We start from the raw sequence: 21,202 nt of genomic DNA, 5'->3' as shown, positions 1-21,202 counted from the left end.
AACCATGCTTAACCCATAACTATTTACTAACTTTACATTTTTTATTAAATTTTCGGTATTTTGAATTTACGTAACGAAAAACATAGCAGGCATTGGCGTGCCACTTTACATGAAATAATATATGGGACCCGCACACCAGCTGGCCGTGCTTTCGATGTAATATTGTTAATTGTTATACTTTACAGCATTATTATAATAATGCTAGAAAGTGTTGAAGAATATGATACTAAGTATCACACCTTTTTTAACATTTCTGAATGGATAGTTACCATACTATTTACCATTGAATATATTGTAAGAATTATATGTGTTAAAAGACCTAAAGGATACATACTTAGTTTTTATGGTATTATTGACTTCCTTTCTACAATACCGAAATACCTTTCTTTCTTTATAGTAGGTTCACAATATTTTGCAGCATTTAGAGCACTAAGATTACTCCGAGTATTTAGAATTTTTAAACTCGTTCGTTTTTTAGGCGAATCTAATAATCTTATTCAAGCTATAAATGCAAGTAGAGCTAAAATTTTTGTTTTTGTATTTTCCGTTTTAGTTATATCGGTTATTTTAGGTACTGTAATGTATCTGGTGGAAGGTCCTGAACATGGTTTTGATAGTATTCCACATAGCATCTATTGGACCATAGTAACCTTAACTACCGTAGGCTATGGAGACATTACACCGCAAACATCTTTTGGTCAATTTATCTCTGCTATAATTATGATTATTGGTTACGGAATTATTGCTGTACCCACAGGAATTGTAACAGCTGAATATACAATGGCTAAAGGAAAATTAGATGAAATTGACACAGGAAGAACCTGTGAGTCATGTGGGGCAGAAATTCACAGAAGTGATGCAGATTATTGTAGAAAATGTGGAAACAAACTACCTGATGCCTAAACATTTAATAACTATAGTTGGTCCTACCGCAATTGGCAAAACAAACTTAAGTATTGCCCTAGCATCTTATTTTAATACAGAAATAATTTCTTCTGATTCCCGTCAATTTTATAAAGAAATGAATATTGGCACTGCTGTTCCAAATCAAGAGGAATTAGAGGCGGTTAAACACCATTTTATTCAACACCTTTCCATACACGAAAACTATAGCGTAGGTCATTTTGAAAATGATGCAATAACCAAACTAGACAAACTTTATAAAAAACACGAGCATGTAGTTATGGTTGGAGGCAGTGGTTTGTATACAGATGCGGTACTTTACGGATTAGATAACTTCCCTAAAATAAATCCTGAAATACGGAAAAACCTAAAAGAACAGTTTGAAAATACAGGAATTGAAAGTCTGCAAGAACAGCTAAAAACATTAGACCTTGTCACCTATAATAATATCGATTTAAACAATCATCAACGCCTCATTAGAGCTTTAGAAATATGTATTGGAACAGGTAAACCATTTTCTTCTTTTCAAACTAACAATAAAGCGAAGAGAAATTTTACTCCTATCAAAATTGGACTAACTGCAGATAGAGAGATCATATACGATAGAATAAATAAACGTGTAGATATTATGATGGAGAACGGCTTGTTAGAAGAAGCTAAAAATTTATTTAAATACAAACACTTAAACGCTTTACAAACTGTTGGTTACAAAGAATTATTTTTATACTTTACCAATGAAATATCTCTAGATTTTGCCATCGAAGAAATTAAAAAAAACACACGACGTTTTGCAAAAAGACAACTAACTTGGTACAGAAAAGACAATGAAATTTTATGGTTTAATTACAATGACAGTCCAAATAAAGTAATTAAAAAATTAAATCAGATACTCAAGTAAGCCACCTACTAATTCTTAAAAAATACGTTTGTTATACAATTCTGGGAACTTGGCATTTTTATCTTTATAAAAATCTTGAATAACAATCATATCTTCCTCAAAATTACCTGTCAACATAATCATTTTACCCACTCCTGCTATTTTATATTTATAATCTAAAAAACACAAACAAACAGGCACATTAGCTTTACAAGCAATATGATAAAATCCTGTTTTCCATTTTTCAACTCGTTTTCTTGTACCTTCAGCAGGCACACCTAAAGCCAATTTATCATTAGCTTCAAATAAACTTACTGCATAATCTACCATATTATTATGTTTACTTCGATCTACACCAATACCTCCAAGCCATCTAAAAATAAAACCGTGCAATCCTTTGGTATAAAAACTTTTTATTAAAAATTGAGGCTTTACACCAGCCCTCCAATACACAGCTAAAGCATAAATTAAATCCCAATTAGAAGTGTGTGGTGCTGCCAACATCACACATTTATCCACTTTAAACTCTTCAGGATACGTATATTTCCATCCAAAGAGAAATAGGACAAACCTACCTACTAGTTTTTTCATCTAATATGCATTATATATTTTCAAAAGAGCTTCTTCCATCTCTTTTTTTACCTCACTAGAAGACCCAGGATAATGATTGTTCATATAGCTAAATATCAACAATTTACCTTTTTTAGTGATTATATAACCACTTAAACAATGTACACTATTTAACGTACCAGTTTTAGCGTAAACAAAGGGAGTCCCATTGTTGGCATACCAATTTTTTATTGTTCCTGATTTTCCTCCAACAGCAAAATAGCTTAACAACTGATCTGTTGGTATTTCTCTATACATTTTTTCTAAAAGTTTTACCGTATTTTCAGGAGTAAACTTATTATACACCGACAAACCTGAACCATCTCTCCATTTAAATTTATGGGGCAAATCTTGCATATAATTCTCCATTGCATATTTAATACCTACCTTCGTATCAAACTTACCAGAAACCTCTTTAGCAACTTGTAACATTAATTGCTCTGCAATAAAATTATCACTGACATGAAGCATTTGTTTGTAGAGACTATCGTATCGTTGCCCATAAATATAATTAAACTGATGATTAGGTTTTGGAGGAATAAGAGTCACATTTTTTTGAATAGTATCACTTAATAATTCAGCTACTAATTTGTTAGACACTATAAAAGGAACGGTATAATTCCGTTTGCTGTTATTTTCTATATAAAATTGATTGGAAGACACCTCTCTGCGTAACGGTATTGAATCTAAAGCTTTTATATAACTTTTTAATAAAGTTGGATAACTTTTAACAGCCCCAGACTCCCATTTATATTGTAAAATATTACCATATATAGGAAATATACTTTTTTCTGGCTGATAGTAATATGGATAATCATCCCAAGACCAACCGTCACCTAAAGGCGGATTGTCAATCTTCGTATCTATTAAATAAATACTATCCTTTTCGTTTTTCAAAAAATCTAACACTTTAGAACTTTCAAATCCGTATAAAAGAGAAGGGTCAGCGGTTCCTTTTATAATCAATGAATCTTGCGATTTATAATATGCTAAACTTTTTACAGAATCTTTAAAAGTTCTGTAAGCTGCATAAAATGTATACAATTTCGTATTTGATGCAGGTGTAAAATATTTTGCTCCATTATGGTTTACAATTTGCTTATTTGCTACAGGATCAAAAAGTACAAAACCTTTAAAAAAACTAGAAGAGTCATTGTGCTTTTTTAAATCGTTTTTTAATTGATACGTTGTGCCGCATGAAGACATTAACACACTAACTAACAATAATTTAAATACATTTACATAAAGTTTATTCTTCAAAATATTCATCTTTAAATCCTATTAAATATAATTTTTCTTGAGCTCTAGTAACTGCCGTATACAACCACCTGAAATAAGCAATGCTAGTTCCTTCTGGCAAATAGGGCTGTTCTATAAAAACTGTTTTCCATTGTCCTCCTTGCGACTTATGGCAAGTCATTGCATAAGAAAACTTAATTTGCAACGCATTAAAATAGCTATTCTTTTTAATAGCTAGCAACCTTTTGTATGCTGACTTTTCATCTTCATAATCTTTTGCAACTTCCTGATATAAAGAATTATATTCTTCATAAGTTAAAGCAGGACTTTCGCTAGAAAGCGTATCTAGCATTACTATTGTTTCAAAAGGTTGTTGATCAGGGTAATCTATCATTCTTAAATTTACTTCTGCAAACCTAAATCCATATAAATCTATATAATTATAAATACGTAAAATTTCACAGACATCACCATTTGCTATAAACCCTGCATCCGAATTATCATCTAGCCAAAAATAGTTATTTTTTACAACCATCACATAATCTCCAGCCGAAATTTCATTTTCTTGTCCACGAATAGAACTTCTAATTTGCTGGTTATATTGATTTGCTCTTTTATTAGAACGTACAATAAAAGCTGTGTCTTCTACCCCATTACTATCATAAGCTTCTACAATTGCATCTTGTATTTCATAACCGTCTGTTAATCTTATAATATCAGGAAAATTTAAATTAAAAGTAAAGTTTTGATAAACTCCACTTTTTAATACTTCTCTAATTTTAGTTGCATTAGCCAAAATGCCTGAATTCTGATGTTGACGCATAACTTCGTCCAGTTCAATTTCAATTACAGACTTATTATAATTAACTTCTAAGGTTTCTGCTTTTAAAGCAGGACTTAACTCTAGTTTTACAGGAGGCAATTGGGCGGTATCTCCAACAAAAATAACTTTACAATTTTTGCCTGAATATACATAAGACAAAAGGTCGTCTAATAATGAAGCTTGGTCAGAAAATTTTACATTTCCGGCGTTATCAGGAATCATTGAAGCCTCATCAACAATAAATAATGTATTGGTATGGTTATTTTTTTGCAACGTAAATGCCACTCCTCCATTACTAGATTTACGTGGATGATAAATCTTTTTATGAATAGTAAATGCCTTTTTTTGTGAGTAATTAGATATTACTTTTGCAGCTCTTCCTGTTGGAGCCAATAAAACAGATTTCATACCTATTTGCCAAAGGTTATTTACTAACGCACTCATTACAGTAGTTTTACCTGTACCAGCAAAACCTTTCAGCAAAAAAATAACATTTTTATCCTTACTTAATACATAAAAAGACAATTTATGCAACAAACTATCTTGTATTGCAGTTGGGGTAAAAGAAAATTTCTTTTTAAGTCTTTTATAAAAGTCTAAAGGGCTTGTTATCATTAGGTCTAAATACTAATTTTTCAAAGGTACAAATTGATTTACCATAAAGGTTTTAACTTTAATTTTTTTTTGTAGATTTGCTGTATAACCATTAAAAATCAAATTTATTAAAAGATGTACACGATTCTAACCATCATTGCTGCAGTTCTAGTAGTTGCACTATTAGCTTATTTAATTGTAAATAAAATCCCAAAAGGTGTAAGGCCTGTAATTTCTATTTTACTTTGGGTAGTTATTGCATTTTTAGGCTATAGTATTTATCAAGCTATAATGGCTCCAATAGAGTTTAACAGAGAAAAAGTAAAGAGGTATACAAAGGTCATTGATAACTTAAAGACCATACGTGATGCCGAATTAGCTCACAGAGAAGTAACGGGTAAATTTACTGACAATCAAGATGCGTTGATTAAATTTATAGATACTGCTAAATTTGCTATAACTGAAACAAAAAATATTGTTGTTCAAGAACAAAGAGGAGCACTTACTATTGATGTTGAAAAAAGAGTTGTGGATACCTTAGGATTTAGAGATGTAAGAGCAGATTTTGCTGGAAGAGACTATAAAAACATGTTTAATGTTCCTGGCACTAATGCTAAGTTTGATTTACAAATAGGTTCTGTTGAAAAAGTTCAAGGAGTTAAAGCCTCGGTATTTGAAGCCAAAGTAGATAAAGCAATTGTTCTAGAAGGTTTAGATAAAGATTTAATAAGGCAAGAAAAAGAAGCTCTTGGTGGTGTTGAGGTAAGAGGAGAATATATATCAGTAGGTTCTTTAGAAGATGTTAAAACTGGAGGTAACTGGCCACCTAAATATGATACAGCAGAAGAAAAATCTAATAACGAATAGTCTAGACATTAATAATCTAGAGGATAGTCATTTATCCATCCAATTCAGTTTGGGTGGATTTTCTTTTTGTGTTTTAGACAAAGTAAATAATAATTTTGTTGCTCTTAGTGAATTTGTTTTTAACGAAGCGAATAACTCACCACAACGATTAATTGCTAACATTTCTTCAATTTTTAGTAATGAAGAATTGTTAAAACGTAAATATAGTTCTGTAAGCGTAACTCATATTAATGAGTTATTTACTTTAGTTCCTAAAACATTATTTAATGAAGACAGACTTCAAGATTATGTAAGTTTTAACACGAAAGTTTTTCCTCAAGACTACATAGTTTTTGACGAAATTAAAAATTTAGATATTATAAGTATTTTTATTCCTTTCGTAAATATAAATAACTTTTTAATAGATCAGTTCCATCATTTTGAATACAAACACAATTCAACTGTTTTAATAGAAAACTTACTGTCCATTTATAAATATAGCTTGGTACCAAAGGTATTTGCTCATATTGGTCATGGACACTTTGAGTTGATTGTAATTGCTAATAAAAAATTACAATTGTATAATACCTTTAAGTTTTCAACAAAAGAAGATTTTATTTATTACGTTTTATTTACCGCAGAACAATTAAAATTAAATCCTGAAAAATTTGAATTTGTACTGTTAGGTTCAGTTGAAAAAAACGATGCTTTGTATTCCATGGCTTATAAATATATTAGAAATGTTAGCCTTCTTGAAAATAGATCTAAATATAGTTTTGATAATGTATTTACAGAAACCGACAAACGAACTTACTATTCCATACTTAACCAATATTAAACAATACATATGCGAATTATCTCTGGTAAGTATAAAGGTAAAAGAATTACAGCTCCAAAAAAATTTCCGGCTAGGCCAACTACCGATTTTGCAAAAGAAGCTCTGTTTAACATCCTAAATAATAATTATTATTTTGATGATTTGTCTGTATTAGACCTTTTTGCAGGTATTGGCAGCATTAGTTTAGAATTTGGTTCAAGAGGAGCTAAAGAAATACTTTGTGTAGATAACCATTATAATTCAATTCAGTTTATTCAAAAAACTGCTGACGAACTTAAACTTAACATTACCGCAATTAAAAGTGAAGCCTTTAGCTTTTTAAGTAATACTAAATTAACATTTGATATTATTTTTGCTGATCCGCCTTACGATTTTACCAAAGATCAATTAGAAAAAATTGTTTTATTGGTTTTTGATAACAGTCTATTAAATAGTGACGGACTACTTATTATAGAACATTCAAAGCATACTGACATTACAGACTTGCCTAATTTTAGGTATTCTAAAAAATATGGAGGTAGTGTATTTAGTTTTTTTGACCTTGAATAATTAATAATATAATACTTTGAAATACTACAGTTTAAATAACCAAGCAAAAGAAGTATCTTTTAAAGATGCCGTTATAAAAGGATTGGCAGAAGATAAAGGCCTGTATTTTCCTAAAAGTATAACATCAATTTCTTCAGAAATTATTAAAAATATTGACTCCTATTCTAATGAAGAAATTGCTTTTAAAGCAATTCAACAATTTGTAGGAGATGAAATTCCAGAAGATATTTTAAAAGAAATTATTTCAGAAACTTTACGCTTTAACTTTCCTTTAGTTGATATAGAGAATACTATTAAAACCTTAGAGTTATTTCATGGACCAACAATGGCATTTAAAGATGTTGGAGCCAGATTTATGGCTCGATGTTTAGGTTATTTTAATAGAAATAGCACTAAAGAAGTAACAGTTTTAGTAGCAACTTCAGGAGACACTGGTGGTGCCGTGGCAAGTGGTTTTTTAGGTGTTAAAAATGTAAAGGTTGTTATTTTATATCCTAGTAAAAAGGTTAGTGAAGTCCAAGAAAAACAATTAACAACATTAGGGCAAAACATTTCTGCTTTAGAGGTTGATGGTACTTTTGATGATTGTCAAGCCATGGTGAAAAAAGCCTTTTTAGACCGTTCTATAACCAATACAATACAATTAACTTCAGCCAACTCTATAAATGTAGCTCGCTGGTTGCCTCAAATGTTTTATTTCTTTTTTGCTTACAAACAATTAAAAGAAAAGAATAAAAAACTTGTATTTTCTGTGCCTAGTGGCAATTTTGGAAATATTTGTGCTGGAATGATGGCAAAAAAATTAGGGTTACCTATTTTTCAATTTATTGCAGCTACTAATATTAATGATGTAGTTCCTAAGTATTTAAAAACTGGAATATACACTCCTAAACCTTCTCATCAAACCATATCTAATGCTATGGATGTTGGAGACCCTAGTAATTTTATTAGAATTCAAAAAATATATAATAACGATATAGAAATGTTAAAAAAGGACCTATACTCCTACTCTTTTACGGATGATGAAACTAAACAAGCCATGAAAGACATATATAACAATTGCAATTATATCGCTGATCCGCATGGAGCTGTTGGTTATCTTGGACTAAAAAAACATAACCTAGATGATACGTACGGTATCTTTTTAGAAACTGCACATCCTGTAAAGTTCTTAGACGTTGTTGAACCTGTTGTTGAAAAAACTATACCCTATCCTGCCCAAATAGAAGCAGTAATAGGTAAAACAAAAAATGCAACATTTATTAGTAATTACAATGAATTAAAATCTTTTTTATTGACTAAATAATTCCTAATTTTGTTTTAGACAGGAAGCATACTTAAACATAAATATTCTTGTATTTTTAAGAGTTAAAAAGTAAAAATACATGTTGTTTTATTTAGGTAACAGCCCTAGTCAACAAAGAATTGTAACTATTTTCAAACCTTAAAACTTATTATTTTGAAAAAAACCGCACTAACTCATATACACGAAGCTCTTGGAGCAAAACTTATCCCTTTTGCAGGATATACCATGCCTGTACAATATGAAGGCATTAATATTGAACACGAAACGGTTAGAAATAATGTTGGCGTTTTTGATGTTTCTCACATGGGTGAATTTTTAATAACTGGACCTAATGCTTTGGAATTAATTCAAAAAGTTAGTTCAAATGATGCTTCTAAAATGGTGGACGGTCAAGCTCAATATAGCTGTTTGCCTAATGAAAATGGAGGTATTGTTGATGACTTAATTATTTATAGATTTAATGAAGAAAAATATCTCTTAGTAGTAAATGCATCAAATATAGATAAAGATTGGGATTGGATTAGCAAACACAATTCAATGAATGCTGAAATGAGAAATTTATCTGATGATTATTCTTTATTAGCAATTCAGGGTCCGAAAGCTGCTGAAGCAATGCAATCTTTAACTTCTGTTAATTTATCAACTATAAAATTTTACACGTTTGAAGTTGCTGACTTCGCAGGTATTGAACATGTAATTATTTCAGCTACAGGATATACAGGTTCTGGTGGATTTGAAGTTTATTGTAAAAACTCAGAAGTAGAGCAAGTATGGAATAAAGTTTTAGAAGCTGGCAAAAATTATGGTATTAAACCAATAGGCTTAGCTGCTAGAGATACATTACGCTTAGAAATGGGGTATTGCTTATACGGCAATGATATTAATGATGACACCTCTCCTTTAGAAGCTGGCTTAGGTTGGATTACTAAATTTACTAAAGACTTTATAAATTCAGAAAATCTTAAAAAACAAAAAGAAGAAGGTGTAAAACGAAAATTAATTGGTTTTGAGTTGACTGAAAAAGGTATTCCACGTCATGATTATGATATTGTAGATAATGATGGTGAAAAAATTGGTACTGTTACATCTGGCACGATGAGTCCTTCTTTAAGAAAAGGTATAGGTTTAGGATATGTTCCTGTTGAATATGCTAAAACAGGTAGTACTATTAACATTGCCATTAGAAAAAAATCTATTCCCGCTACTGTAGTAAAATTACCTTTTTATAAAGGCTAACTACTATATATTTAACATGATAATTATTAACCTTGTTTAATAATTATCATGTTTTTTGTTTTTTCTTTTTTGCTGCAGGAAACAAAACATTATTTAAAATCAATCGATATCCTGGTGAGTTTGGATGTAAATCCAATTCAGTTTTAGGATCTCCTACTCTATGTTGATAATCTTCAGGATCATGACCTCCGTAAAAGGTCCACATTCCTTTTCCTTTTACTCCATGAATATATTTCGCTTCATCATTCACTTTGTTTTCACCCATTACCAACACGGTAGACTTTACATTTGCCCTATCATAACTTGTAGTTTGCCCCATAAATCCTTTAACTAAAGAAGTATGATTTTGAGTTAACATTGTAGGTATTGGATCCCATTTTGCAGAATATTCTTGTAACGAAAAATAATCTTCAGTTCTTTGAATGTTTCTTTTCTGAGTCATATCAATAGATGAAAATTCGTATTCCATCGGACTTTTTACCAGTCTAAAATCTGTAAAAGCAAAGGTTTTATTAAAATCAATCTTGTCTTGGTAATTTGGCTCAGAAGGATCTCCATCAAACATAGCTTCACAAATATCAACTCCTTCAGCAGACAGTGCAATATCAAAACTATCTGTAGCAGAACACATGGCAAACATAAATCCACCTCCAATTACATAATCTCTAATTCGCAATGCAACAGCTAATTTTTCTTCTGATACTTTAGTATAGCCTAACTTTTTGGCTAATTTTTCCGCATTCGCTTTTTCTTGAATATACCAAGGAGCAGCCCTATAGGCACCATAAAATTTACCATATTGCCCTGTAAAATCTTCATGATGAAGGTGTAACCATTCATATAACACTAATTTATCTTGTAATACTTCTTCATCATAAATAACATCATAAGGTATTTCTGCATAGTTTAATACCATAGTAACAGCATCATCCCATGGCTTCTTTCCTTCTGGAGAGTATACCGCTATTTTAGGTGCCTTTTCTAAGGTAACAGCTTCCATATTTTGAGAAGGACTCGCAATAAATTCTAAAATTTGAAGTGCTTCTGTATCTGAAATAACTTCATAAGAAACTCCTCTAATTTTACATTCATTCCTAAATTCTTCATGGTCTTCCAATAAAAATGAACCACCTTTATAATTAAGCAACCATTTTACATCCTTCCCTTTAGTTAACGAGAAATAGGTAATTCCATAAGCTTTTAAATGATTTTTTTGACCTACTTCATCCATAGGTATTAAAATGAATGAAGCAAAAGTCATTTTACTAATAAGAAAAATGACTATAACGAATATATATTTTATTTTAAAATTCAAGATGAACTCAATTTACAATTAATAAAATTAAACATAAGTTACAGTTTACTAAGTAAAAATAAATCAATTTAAAGTAGTATAAATAAGCACTTTAAAAGTTTAGAAAATAATAAAGTTTTAGTTATGTCTAAAATAGCTATAGTTAATGCTTAAAATGGAACAACTCCATCATCATTATTATCTATATCATCAAAAGCATCTTGTGGATTTTGAGGTGTTATAAAATCGTTCATTTTAGACTGAAATTCACTTGTAAAAGATTCTTCCAAATCTGAAAACTGTGCCAATTCTCCAACAAACTTTAAACGAATATTCTCCAATCCACCATTTCTGTGCTTTGCAACAATAAACTCTGCTTGACCTTCACAAGGACTATGATCATCATCATCCCATTCTGTTAATCCATAATATTCTGGTCTAAAAATAAAAGATACAATATCGGCATCTTGCTCAATAGCACCAGATTCACGTAAATCAGACAGTAACGGACGTTTACTTCCTCCACGAGTTTCTACTGCACGAGACAATTGAGATAAGGCAATTACAGGAATACTTAATTCTTTTGCCAAGGCTTTTAAGTTTCTAGAAATTGTTGAAATTTCTTGCTCTCTATTACCACCGCCTTTATTCATGTTACCTGCAGTCATCAATTGCAAATAGTCAATGATAATTATTTTAACACCATGTTGTGATGCTAAACGTCTTGCTTTTGCTCGTAAATCAAAAATAGATAATGACGGTGTATCATCAATAAAAATAGGAGCTTTAGACAAATTTTTTACTTTAACATTAAGTTGTTCCCATTCATGAGGTTGTAAATCACCTTTTCTTAATTTACCAGAAGAAATTCCAGTTTCACTAGAAATCATCCTTGTAATTAATTGAACAGAACTCATCTCTAAAGAAAATATAGCTACTGGTGTATCAAAATCAATTGCCATATTTTTTGCCATTGACATTACAAATGCGGTTTTACCCATACCTGGTCTAGCTGCTAAAATTACCAAGTCAGAAGGTTGCCATCCAGAAGTAAGGGCGTCTAACTTAGTAAAACCAGATGGTATACCACTCATCCCCTCTTTATTAGAAATTTCTTCAATTTTTTTTAGGGCTTGAGAAACTAATCCTTCTGCTGCTTCAGAACTTTTCTTTAAGTTTCCTTGTGTAACCTCAAACAATTTTGCTTCTGCAGAATCTAACAAATCAAAAACATCTGAAGTTTCATCATAAGCTTCGTCAATAATTTCACTAGAAATACTTATTAAACGTCTTTGTATATATTTTTGAATAATTATACGAGCATGAAACTCAATATGAGCAGAAGATGCTACTTTTTGCGTCAACCCAACAAGGTAAAAATCTCCACCTACATTTTCTAGTTGACCATCTTTTTTTAACTGTGTAGAAACCGTTAATAAATCAATAGGTTCTGATTCATTAAACAACCTGAACATGGCATCAAAAATTATTTGATGTGCTTTTTTATAAAAGGCCTCTGCATGTAATATATCAATTACATCGTCAACACCTTTTTTATCAATCATCATAGCACCCAAAACTGCTTCCTCCAAGTCAACAGCTTGTGGTGGCAACTTGCCTTTTTCTAGGTTAATTAATGTACCTTTATTGGCTTTTTTTGTACTAACAGGTTGTAAATTTTCCATTGTGGCAAATGTAATTTTTTCTTTTTCAATTTTACACTAAAATACAATTATATTTGAACAGAAACTGTTAACAACTGGTATATTTGTTAATAAGTTTTATACCAATTTTTTTTAAGTATTTTTGACCAATGAAGAAACTAACCCAATATCAAATACTTAGCCTATTTCTACTTGTACAAATACTTCTAATAAAACTAATTTCGTTTTTTCCTGAAGTAGTTGAACGGTTTTATTCTACAGGACTATACCCTATTATTTCAAGATTTTTTAGAATGGTTTTTGGGTGGATTCCTTTTTCTATTGGTGATATTTTATATTTTTTTATTGGATTAACTCTTCTAATTAGTATAATACGTTGGATCAAAGATAAATTTAAAAATACAATATCAAAAATTTTTAAACTTGGAGCTTATCTCTCTGTTTTTTACTTTTTCTTTCATTTCTTTTGGGGTTTAAACTATTACCGAAATTCGCTATATATAAACCTAAAATTAGAAAAAAAATCATATACGGTTGAGCAGTTGAGTAATTTAACACAAAAAATATTAACTCAATTAAAACAAATACATGTTAAACTTGTAGCTAATGATTCTTTAGCTGTAATAGTACCTTATTCTAAAAATGAAATCTTAGATAAAACTCAATTGGCTTATGATGCCTTAGCCAAAGATTATCCTCAATTTAAATACAATACAGTTTCTTTAAAAAATTCAATATTTAGTGTTCCTTTAAGCTACATGGGCTTTTCTGGTTATTTAAATCCATTATCTGGTGAAGCTCAGGTAAATAATAATGTACCAAAAATAGATTTACCTTCAATCAGTTGCCATGAAGTTGCTCATCAATTAGGTATAGGATTTGAAAATGAAGCCAATTTTATTGGTTTTTTGGCAGCTACAAGTAGTGAAGACTTGTATTTTCAATATTCAGCAAACTTAAAAGCCTTACGATACTGTATTTCTGGTCTCTATTTTTTTGATCAAACTAAAGCAAATGAATTTATAGAACAAATTCCAAAAGGAATATTAAAAAATAGTAAAGAATCTGAAACATTTTGGTTGTCTTATAAAAACAAATTAGAACCTTTTTTTAAACTATTTTACGATAGCTATTTAAAAGCAAATCAACAAAAAGAAGGAATGCTAACCTATAGTAAAATGGTAGATTTATTGATTGCATATGATTTAGAATATGGAATATATAAAAACTAATATTAAAAATTTAAACGGTTATTGATTTTGAATAACATTTAATGAAATTAATATTTGAAAATGAATAGTATTAGAATTTTTTAAAATAGAACTCATATCTTAAAAAAATGTTAATTTTAACTATTCTTTCAATCAGCTAGCTAATAATCTATATTTTTAAAAACCTATTATTAACTAACCCATATAATTGTATGAAAACTACCAACTTCTCATCTCATTTTTTGGCACTTTTGTGTATTGCTTTTGTTAGTTGTACTACACTAGTAGCTCAAGAGTATTTTCCTAAAAATGATGGTGTCAAATCAAAAAATGATAATTATACGGCATTTACTAATGCCACTATTATTGTTAGTCCTACAAAAACCATCAAAAAAGGTACATTATTAATTAAAGACGGAAAAGTTAGTGCTGTAGGCACCAGTATTACTTTACCAAAAAACACCGTCAAAATTAATCTTGAAGGCAAACGTATTTATCCTTCCTTTATTGATGCCTATTCTGATTTTGGTATTACCCCACCAAAATCAGAACGAAGAAGTTTCGGACAATCTCCGCAATATGATTCTAACCGTAAAGGCTACTATTGGAACGAACACATTAGAGCAGAAACAGATGCTTTAGATTCATTTAAATTTGATTCAAAAAAAGCAGAGGAATTGCGTAATGCAGGTTTTGGTGTAGTAAATACACACATGCCTGATGGTATTGTACGAGGAAACGGAATCTTAGTTGCTTTAAATTCAAAAGATTCTGACGCTAAAAGATTACTAGATGTAAAATCTGCTCAATATTTATCTTTTAATAAAAGTCGTACTTCCAGACAATCTTACCCAACTTCTTTAATGGGGGCAATGGCTTTACTACGTCAAGTTTACTTAGATGCTGATTGGTATGCAAAGGGAAATGTAAACACTAAAGATTTAACTTTAGAAGCCTTTAACAATAACAAAAATTTAAAACAGATTTTTTATGCCGGTGATAAACACAATGCGTTGCGGGCTGATAAAATTGGAGATCAATTTGGAGTGCAATATACCATTGTTGGAAAAGGAAATGAATATCAATTAATTGATGAAATAAAAAATACAAATGCAACATTTATTATTCCTATAAATTTTCCTAAAGCTTACGATGTAACAAATCCTTATCAAGCTGACTTTATAAGTTTAGCAGATATGCGATATTGGAATCAAGCTCCAATAAATTTAGGAGTGTTGGCCAAAAATAATGTACCTTTTTCTATAACTACTTCTGAATTAAAATCGTTAAAAGATTTTACTAAAAACTTACAAAAAGCTATAGATTATGGCTTAGATAAAACAAAAGCATTAGAAGCATTAACCACAATACCTGCACAAATTTTAGGGAAGAGTAATGAAATTGGCACTTTAAATAAAGGAATGCAAGCCAATTTCTTAATTACCGATGGTGATATTTTTGATTCCAAAACCAAATTATATGAAAATTGGGTTCAAGGCACTAGAAATATTATTAATGACATGTCTGTTATAGACTTAACTGGAGAGTATACTTTAAATTTATCTGGAAAAACATATACAATTACTTTTTCTGGAAGTGCTGAAAAGCCAAAAGTATCTATAAAAACGGATTCTATAAAACTAAAAGGAAATGCTACCTATACCGATAATTGGTTAGGTCTAATTATAATGGATAAAGGAGATATTCATCGCCTTAGTGCTAGAATTCTATCAGACTCCAATACCATAACAGGAAATGCTCAACTTTCAAATGGAGCTACAACGAACTGGTCTGCCATTAAGAAAACAAATTCTCTCAAAACGGAAAAATCAGATAAACGGAAAAATAATTTACATGAAATTATGCCTATTACCTACCCTAATATAGGGTATGGCTATGCAGAAAAACCAACGTCAGAAACCATTTTATTTAAAAATGCAACTGTTTGGACCAATGAAGAAGAAGGTATACTCAAAAATACAGATGTATTACTAAAAAATGGAAAAATTGCTAAAATAGGTACCAATTTATCTGCTGGTTCTGCTAAAGTTATAGATGCAACTGGTAAACATTTAACAGCTGGTATTATTGATGAGCATTCACATGTTGCTGCCCATTCTGTTAACGAAGCAGGACATAACTCTAGTGCAGAAGTAACCATTGAAGACAATATTGATAGTGAAGATATTAATATTTATAGAAATTTAGGAGGTGGCGTAACTTCAATGCAAATTTTACATGGATCAGCCAACCCTATCGGAGGTAGATCGGCTATTGTAAAACTTAAATGGGGAGAAATTGGAGATAATATGATTTATTCAAACAGTCCAAAATTTATAAAATTTGCACTAGGTGAAAATGTAAAACAATCTAGATATCCCACAACAACCAACAGATTTCCTCAATCTAGAATGGGTGTAGAACAAATGCTTATCGATTATTTTCAAAGAGCCAAAGAATATGAGACTCTAAAAAAAAGTGGAAAACCCTATCGCAAGGATATTGAAATGGAAGTATTAGTAGAAATACTTAATAAAGAACGATTTATAACTGCTCATTCCTATGTACAAAGTGAAATAAATATGTTAATGAAAGTAGCTGAAAAGTTTAATTTTAACGTAAATACGTTTACACATATTTTAGAAGGTTATAAAGTAGCAGACAAAATGAAAAAACATGGTGTTGGCGGATCAACATTTGCAGATTGGTGGGCTTATAAGTATGAAGTATTAGATGCCATACCCTATAATGCTTCAATTATGCACAATGTCGGTATTGTAACCGCAATTAACTCTGATGATAGAGAAATGTCTAGACGCTTAAATCAAGAAGCTGCAAAAACTGTAAAATACGGTGGAGTTTCTGAAGAAGAAGCTTGGAAATTTGTTACCTTAAATCCTGCAAAATTATTACATATTGACGACCGTGTTGGTAGTATAAAAGTAGGTAAAGACGCTGACGTTGTATTATGGTCTGACCATCCATTGTCTGTTTATGCTAAAGCCGAAAAAACAATAATAGAAGGTGTTATTTATTTTGATTTAGAGAAAGATAAGCAACAACGTGAAGCTATTAAAAAAGAACGCAATAAACTTATTAATATGATGTTGAATGAAAAAAATGGAGGAGCTCCAACACAAGCTCCAAAAAGAAAAGTAAAAGAAGAGTTACATTGCGATACTATTAACTACTAAAACATAAAACAATGAAAATTTTCAACCATATTTTTTTAAGTCTGTTAGTAGCATGTACAGTTGAACTAACAGCCCAACAAACACCCGCTGATGCCCAATCTGAACCAATAACCATTATTGGAGCTACAGCACATATTGGAAATGGAGAGGTTATTGAAAATAGCATAATCACTTTTGAAAATGGCAAAATTACTACCATAGAAAAAGCAAACTCCAACACCCCAACGGGTAAAATTATTAATGCCAAAGGAAAACATGTTTATCCTGGATTTATTATGCCCAATTCTACGTTAGGATTGGGTGAAATTGACGCTGTAAAAGCCTCTATTGATCAATCTGACATAGGAGGAATGATTCCTCATGTTAGAAGTTTAGTAGCCTATAATGCTGAATCTAAAGTAGTAGAAACTATGCGTCCAAATGGGGTGTTAATTGCTCAAATTACACCCCGAGGAGGGAGAATTTCTGGAACATCTTCTATTGTTCAATTAGATGCATGGAACTGGGAAGATGCCGCCCTTAAAGTTGATGATGGTATTCACCTCAATTGGCCAAGTAGTTTTACTAATGGTAGAAGACGATTTGGTGAAGCTCCTGGTGTAAATCCGAATAAAAATTACAGCACTCAAGTAGCCAATATTAAGCAATTTTTTATTGATGCAAAAACTTATAATTTAGGAAATAAGGCTACACAAAATTTACCTTTTGAAGCTACCTTAGGATTATTTGATGGCACAAAAAAATTATATATACATGCAGATGATGCTCGAGAAATTACTGATGCAATAACTTTAGCTAAAGAAATGGAAGTAAAAGATGTGGTTTTAATTGGTGGCTCACAAGCTTACAAAACCATTGATTTGTTAAAAAAACATAATGTTCCTGTATTGGTACAAAGAACCCATAAATTACCAGATAACAACGATGATGACTATGATATGCCTTACAAGTTACCTAAATTACTAACAGATGCTGGTATTTTGGTAGGCTTAGAAAATAGTGGGCAAATGGAACGAATGAATAGTAGAAATTTACCTTTTTATGCTGGTCAAGTAGTTGGACAAGGATTAAACAAAGAAAAAGCACTTCAATTAATTACTAGTAATACAGCTAAAATTTTAGGTATTGATAAAAATTATGGATCGCTAGAAGTTGGTAAAAGTGCTACACTCATTATTTGTGATGGTGATGCCTTAGACATGCGTAGTAATCAATTATCACATGCTTTTATTGATGGAAGAATGATAAGTCTAGAAACACATCAAACAAAATTATGGAAAAGATACAGTAATAAATATGGAAAATAATTCTGTTTTTATACGTGTATAAAATCATTTTAAAATAGTATAAATTGAATTTTAAAGAGATAACAAGCTTACAGAATAGCTTAATTAAAAAAATTCTACAATTACAAAATAAGTCCCGGGTTAGAAAAAACACGGGACATTTTGTTATTGAAGGAAAACGTGAAATTTCATTAGCACTTAAAGGAAACTATACTTTAACACAAGTGTTATATTGTGAAACAATTTATAAAGATAACAATTTAGAATTCTTTGATACTGAAATTATTAAAATCAGTAGAGAAATTTACCAAAAACTGGCACAACGCGATTCTACCGAAGGAATTATTGCAATAGCAGAAAGTAAAAACAATAGTTTATCCAATTTAAAACTAAAATCTAAAAGCCCATTGCTTCTAGTTGCAGAAGCTCCTGAAAAGCCAGGTAATATTGGAGCCTTACTGCGAACTGCCGATGCTGCAAATGTTGATGCTGTACTTATAGCAAACCCCAAAACAGATGTATACAATCCGAATATAATAAGATCTAGTGTGGGATGTGTATTTACCAAACAAATTGCAACAGGAACAACTTCTGAAATTATTGAATTTCTTAAAGAACAAAACTGTGCAATTTACTGTGCTGCTTTAACCGCCTCAAAACCATATCAAACTATAGATTACACCAAGAGTACTGCAATTGTAGTTGGTACAGAAGCCACAGGATTAAGCGATGAATGGCTTACAAATTCCACACAAAATATAATTATTCCTATGCAAGGACAAATAGATTCATTAAATGTTTCCGTTTCCGCAGCAATTCTTATTTTTGAAGCCAAAAGGCAACGAAATTTTATCTAAACTTACTTTTGACGTATTTTAAGTAAAATTCATGTTATTAATACACTATGACAAAAATTAAATATTTTTCAGCAATTGCCATCATTCTATTTTTAACCAGTTGTGGTGCCTCCAAAAAAGCTGCAGCAGTAGCTAAAGTTGAAAATGAATTAGAAAAACAATATGAATTGTACAAAGGAGTGCCCTATAAATATGGTGGTACGGACCGAAGAGGTTTTGATTGCTCTGGTTTTGTTGCTAAAGTTTATAAAGATGGATTAAAAACTCAATTGCCACGAATGACCAAAGATATGGCAACTATGGGAAGAAAAGTGTCTAAAAATAAATTAAAACCTGGTGATTTGGTATTTTTTAGACCTTCTAGAAAATACAGACATGTAGGTATTTATTTACGTGATGATATTTTTATACATAGTTCTACTTCTAAAGGAATTATAAAGTCTAGTTTAAATAACTCGTATTGGAAAAAAAAATATCGATACGCTAAACGCATCTTAACCTATTAATTAATGACAGCACAAATCGTATTTAATATTATAATAGGTATTTTAATTATAAATTTTATTGTTGACAAATACCTAGACTATCTTAATGCCAAACATTTTGATGATGCTATCCCTCCATTATTGAATGATGTTTATGACCAAGAAGAATATTTGAAATCTCAGGCTTATAAAAAAGAAAACTTTAAGTTTTCAAGCATTACCGGGGCATTTTCGTTTTTATTGACGCTTGCTTTTTTTTACTTTGATGGTTTTGCTTATGTAGACCAATTAGCAAGAGGCTTAAGTGATAATGAAATGGTAATTACATTATTGTTTTTTGGAATTATAATGTTTGCAAGTGATATCATTACCACACCTCTATCCTATTATCAAACCTTTGTCATAGAAGAAAAATATGGATTTAACAAAACAACAAAAAAATTATTCTTTATCGATAAAATTAAAGGGTGGTTATTAATGATAATTATAGGGGGTGGAATTTTAGCTTTAATTTTTTGGTTTTACCAACAAACAGGTCAAAATTTCTGGATTTATACTTGGATTTTTATGGCTGTTTTTTCCATATTTATGACTCTTTTTTACTCATCACTAATTGTCCCTTTATTTAATAAACAAACTCCATTAGAAGAAGGTGAATTAAAAACTGCATTAGAAAATTTTGCTCAGAAGGTAGGATTTAATTTAGATAAAATTTTTGTTATCGATGGATCTAAACGTTCTACAAAGGCAAATGCTTATTTTACTGGATTTGGTAAGAAAAAACGTATTGTTTTATACGATACCTTAATAAATGATTTAGAAATTAACGAAATAGTAGCTGTTTTAGCCCATGAAGTTGGACATTATAAAAAGAAACATGTGATATTTAATATGATTAGTTCTATATTACTAACAGGTGTTACTCTATATATTTTATCTTTTTTTATTGATAATAAATTATTAGCTAATGCTCTGTCTGTATCAGAATCTAGTTTCCATATTGGATTAATTGCTTTTGGTGTATTATACAGTCCTATTTCTGAAATAACAGGGCTTATAATGAATATTTTTTCAAGAAAATTTGAATATCAAGCAGATGCATACGCAAAAACACATTTTGGAGCAAAACCCTTAATTTCGTCTTTAAAAAAATTATCTAAAAATAGTTTAAGTAACCTTACACCTCATAAAGCTTATGTTTTTATGCATTATTCACATCCTACATTATTGCAAAGAATTAAAGCAATGCAATAACTTTAAATTTATAGATGTCAAAATTTCTAATTTTTTTTAACTAGTATTATGAACATTAAAAAAAACATCCTAATTAATTTTAAGACTAATATGTAGTAGTTCTCAATAGATTTACCTCAGTTTTCAGCCACTAAAAC

At 30.3% G+C, this 21,202-nt stretch carries 18 protein-coding genes; 13 read left to right on the top strand and 5 right to left on the bottom strand.

From position 1 onward, the window contains the following. Positions 1-60 precede the first annotated feature (60 nt). Positions 61-903, top strand: a complete 843-nt coding sequence (locus EGM88_RS15485) for an ion transporter (RefSeq protein ID WP_123899324.1) — start codon at positions 61-63, stop codon at positions 901-903. Further along, positions 896-1,801 (top strand): tRNA (adenosine(37)-N6)-dimethylallyltransferase MiaA, encoded by a 906-nt coding sequence (gene miaA / locus EGM88_RS15480; protein WP_123899323.1) that lies wholly within the window; start codon positions 896-898, stop codon positions 1,799-1,801. Before EGM88_RS15485 ends, miaA begins: the two co-directional genes overlap by 8 nt. Positions 1,802-1,816: 15 nt before the next feature. Here the strand turns inward: miaA and EGM88_RS15475 are convergent, their stop codons facing one another. Genes EGM88_RS15475 through EGM88_RS15465 form a run of 3 tightly spaced genes read right to left on the bottom strand, consistent with a single transcriptional unit; the run spans position 1,817 to position 5,066 of the window. Beyond that, a complete protein-coding gene (locus tag EGM88_RS15475) occupies positions 1,817-2,371 on the bottom strand; it encodes a 1-acyl-sn-glycerol-3-phosphate acyltransferase (protein ID WP_123899322.1) in 555 nt (184 codons plus the stop codon). Further along, positions 2,372-3,649 (bottom strand): D-alanyl-D-alanine carboxypeptidase/D-alanyl-D-alanine-endopeptidase, encoded by a 1,278-nt coding sequence (locus EGM88_RS15470; RefSeq protein ID WP_162497602.1) that lies wholly within the window; start codon positions 3,647-3,649, stop codon positions 2,372-2,374. Beyond that, positions 3,639-5,066, bottom strand: a complete 1,428-nt coding sequence (locus EGM88_RS15465) for an ATP-dependent DNA helicase (protein ID WP_123899320.1) — start codon at positions 5,064-5,066, stop codon at positions 3,639-3,641. The genes EGM88_RS15470 and EGM88_RS15465 overlap by 11 nt, the downstream gene beginning before the upstream one ends. 114 nt (positions 5,067-5,180) lie before the next feature. Here EGM88_RS15465 and EGM88_RS15460 point away from each other — a divergent pair, with 114 nt between their 5' ends. The 5 genes from EGM88_RS15460 to gcvT all read left to right on the top strand — a co-directional run bounded on the left by EGM88_RS15460 (position 5,181) and on the right by gcvT (position 9,820). Then, positions 5,181-5,912, top strand: a complete 732-nt coding sequence (locus tag EGM88_RS15460; RefSeq protein ID WP_123899319.1) for a hypothetical protein — start codon at positions 5,181-5,183, stop codon at positions 5,910-5,912. Further along, positions 5,878-6,729, top strand: coding sequence for a DUF3822 family protein (locus tag EGM88_RS15455; RefSeq protein WP_162497601.1), 852 nt, complete (start codon positions 5,878-5,880; stop codon positions 6,727-6,729). Before EGM88_RS15460 ends, EGM88_RS15455 begins: the two co-directional genes overlap by 35 nt. Before the next feature lie 9 nt (positions 6,730-6,738). Further along, positions 6,739-7,278 carry a 16S rRNA (guanine(966)-N(2))-methyltransferase RsmD gene (gene rsmD / locus EGM88_RS15450; RefSeq protein WP_123899317.1) on the top strand — a complete coding sequence of 180 codons (540 nt, stop codon included), beginning with the start codon at positions 6,739-6,741 and terminating at the stop codon, positions 7,276-7,278. Positions 7,279-7,294: 16 nt separating this feature from the next. Next, a complete protein-coding gene (thrC, locus tag EGM88_RS15445) occupies positions 7,295-8,584 on the top strand; it encodes a threonine synthase (protein ID WP_123899316.1) in 1,290 nt (429 codons plus the stop codon). 153 nt (positions 8,585-8,737) lie between these two features. Continuing rightward, a complete protein-coding gene (gcvT, locus tag EGM88_RS15440) occupies positions 8,738-9,820 on the top strand; it encodes a glycine cleavage system aminomethyltransferase GcvT (RefSeq protein ID WP_123899315.1) in 1,083 nt (360 codons plus the stop codon). A gap of 46 nt (positions 9,821-9,866) precedes the next feature. Here gcvT and EGM88_RS15435 read toward each other — a convergent pair whose 3' ends face one another. Both EGM88_RS15435 and dnaB read right to left on the bottom strand, forming a co-directional pair. Further along, positions 9,867-11,081, bottom strand: a complete 1,215-nt coding sequence (locus EGM88_RS15435; RefSeq protein ID WP_123899314.1) for an asparagine synthetase B — start codon at positions 11,079-11,081, stop codon at positions 9,867-9,869. 203 nt (positions 11,082-11,284) lie between these two features. Then, positions 11,285-12,799 (bottom strand): replicative DNA helicase, encoded by a 1,515-nt coding sequence (dnaB, locus tag EGM88_RS15430; protein ID WP_123899313.1) that lies wholly within the window; start codon positions 12,797-12,799, stop codon positions 11,285-11,287. Between the two features lie 128 nt (positions 12,800-12,927). Here dnaB and EGM88_RS15425 point away from each other — a divergent pair, with 128 nt between their 5' ends. The 6 genes from EGM88_RS15425 (at position 12,928) to EGM88_RS15400 (ending at position 21,065) form a co-directional block, all read left to right on the top strand. Then, on the top strand, positions 12,928-14,010 hold the full coding sequence (locus EGM88_RS15425) for a DUF3810 domain-containing protein (RefSeq protein ID WP_123899312.1): 1,083 nt from the start codon (positions 12,928-12,930) through the stop codon (positions 14,008-14,010). A gap of 191 nt (positions 14,011-14,201) precedes the next feature. Next, a complete protein-coding gene (locus EGM88_RS15420; protein WP_123899311.1) occupies positions 14,202-17,183 on the top strand; it encodes an amidohydrolase family protein in 2,982 nt (993 codons plus the stop codon). 11 nt (positions 17,184-17,194) lie between these two features. Further along, positions 17,195-18,490: an amidohydrolase family protein gene (locus EGM88_RS15415; RefSeq protein WP_123899310.1), complete on the top strand. Its 1,296-nt coding sequence runs from the start codon at positions 17,195-17,197 to the stop codon at positions 18,488-18,490. Positions 18,491-18,534: 44 nt separating this feature from the next. Continuing rightward, positions 18,535-19,326: a TrmH family RNA methyltransferase gene (locus EGM88_RS15410; protein ID WP_123899309.1), complete on the top strand. Its 792-nt coding sequence runs from the start codon at positions 18,535-18,537 to the stop codon at positions 19,324-19,326. Between the two features lie 47 nt (positions 19,327-19,373). Beyond that, positions 19,374-19,832, top strand: coding sequence for an NlpC/P60 family protein (locus EGM88_RS15405; protein ID WP_123899308.1), 459 nt, complete (start codon positions 19,374-19,376; stop codon positions 19,830-19,832). Between the two features lie 3 nt (positions 19,833-19,835). Next, a complete protein-coding gene (locus tag EGM88_RS15400) occupies positions 19,836-21,065 on the top strand; it encodes a M48 family metallopeptidase (protein ID WP_123899307.1) in 1,230 nt (409 codons plus the stop codon). Positions 21,066-21,202: the final 137 nt, after the last annotated feature.

It is taken from the genome of Aureibaculum marinum, from assembly GCF_003813905.1.
Classification (GTDB): domain Bacteria; phylum Bacteroidota; class Bacteroidia; order Flavobacteriales; family Flavobacteriaceae; genus Aureibaculum; species Aureibaculum marinum.
Note: the sequence above shows the minus strand (reverse complement) of the source record. Positions and strands in the feature narration are given on the sequence as shown.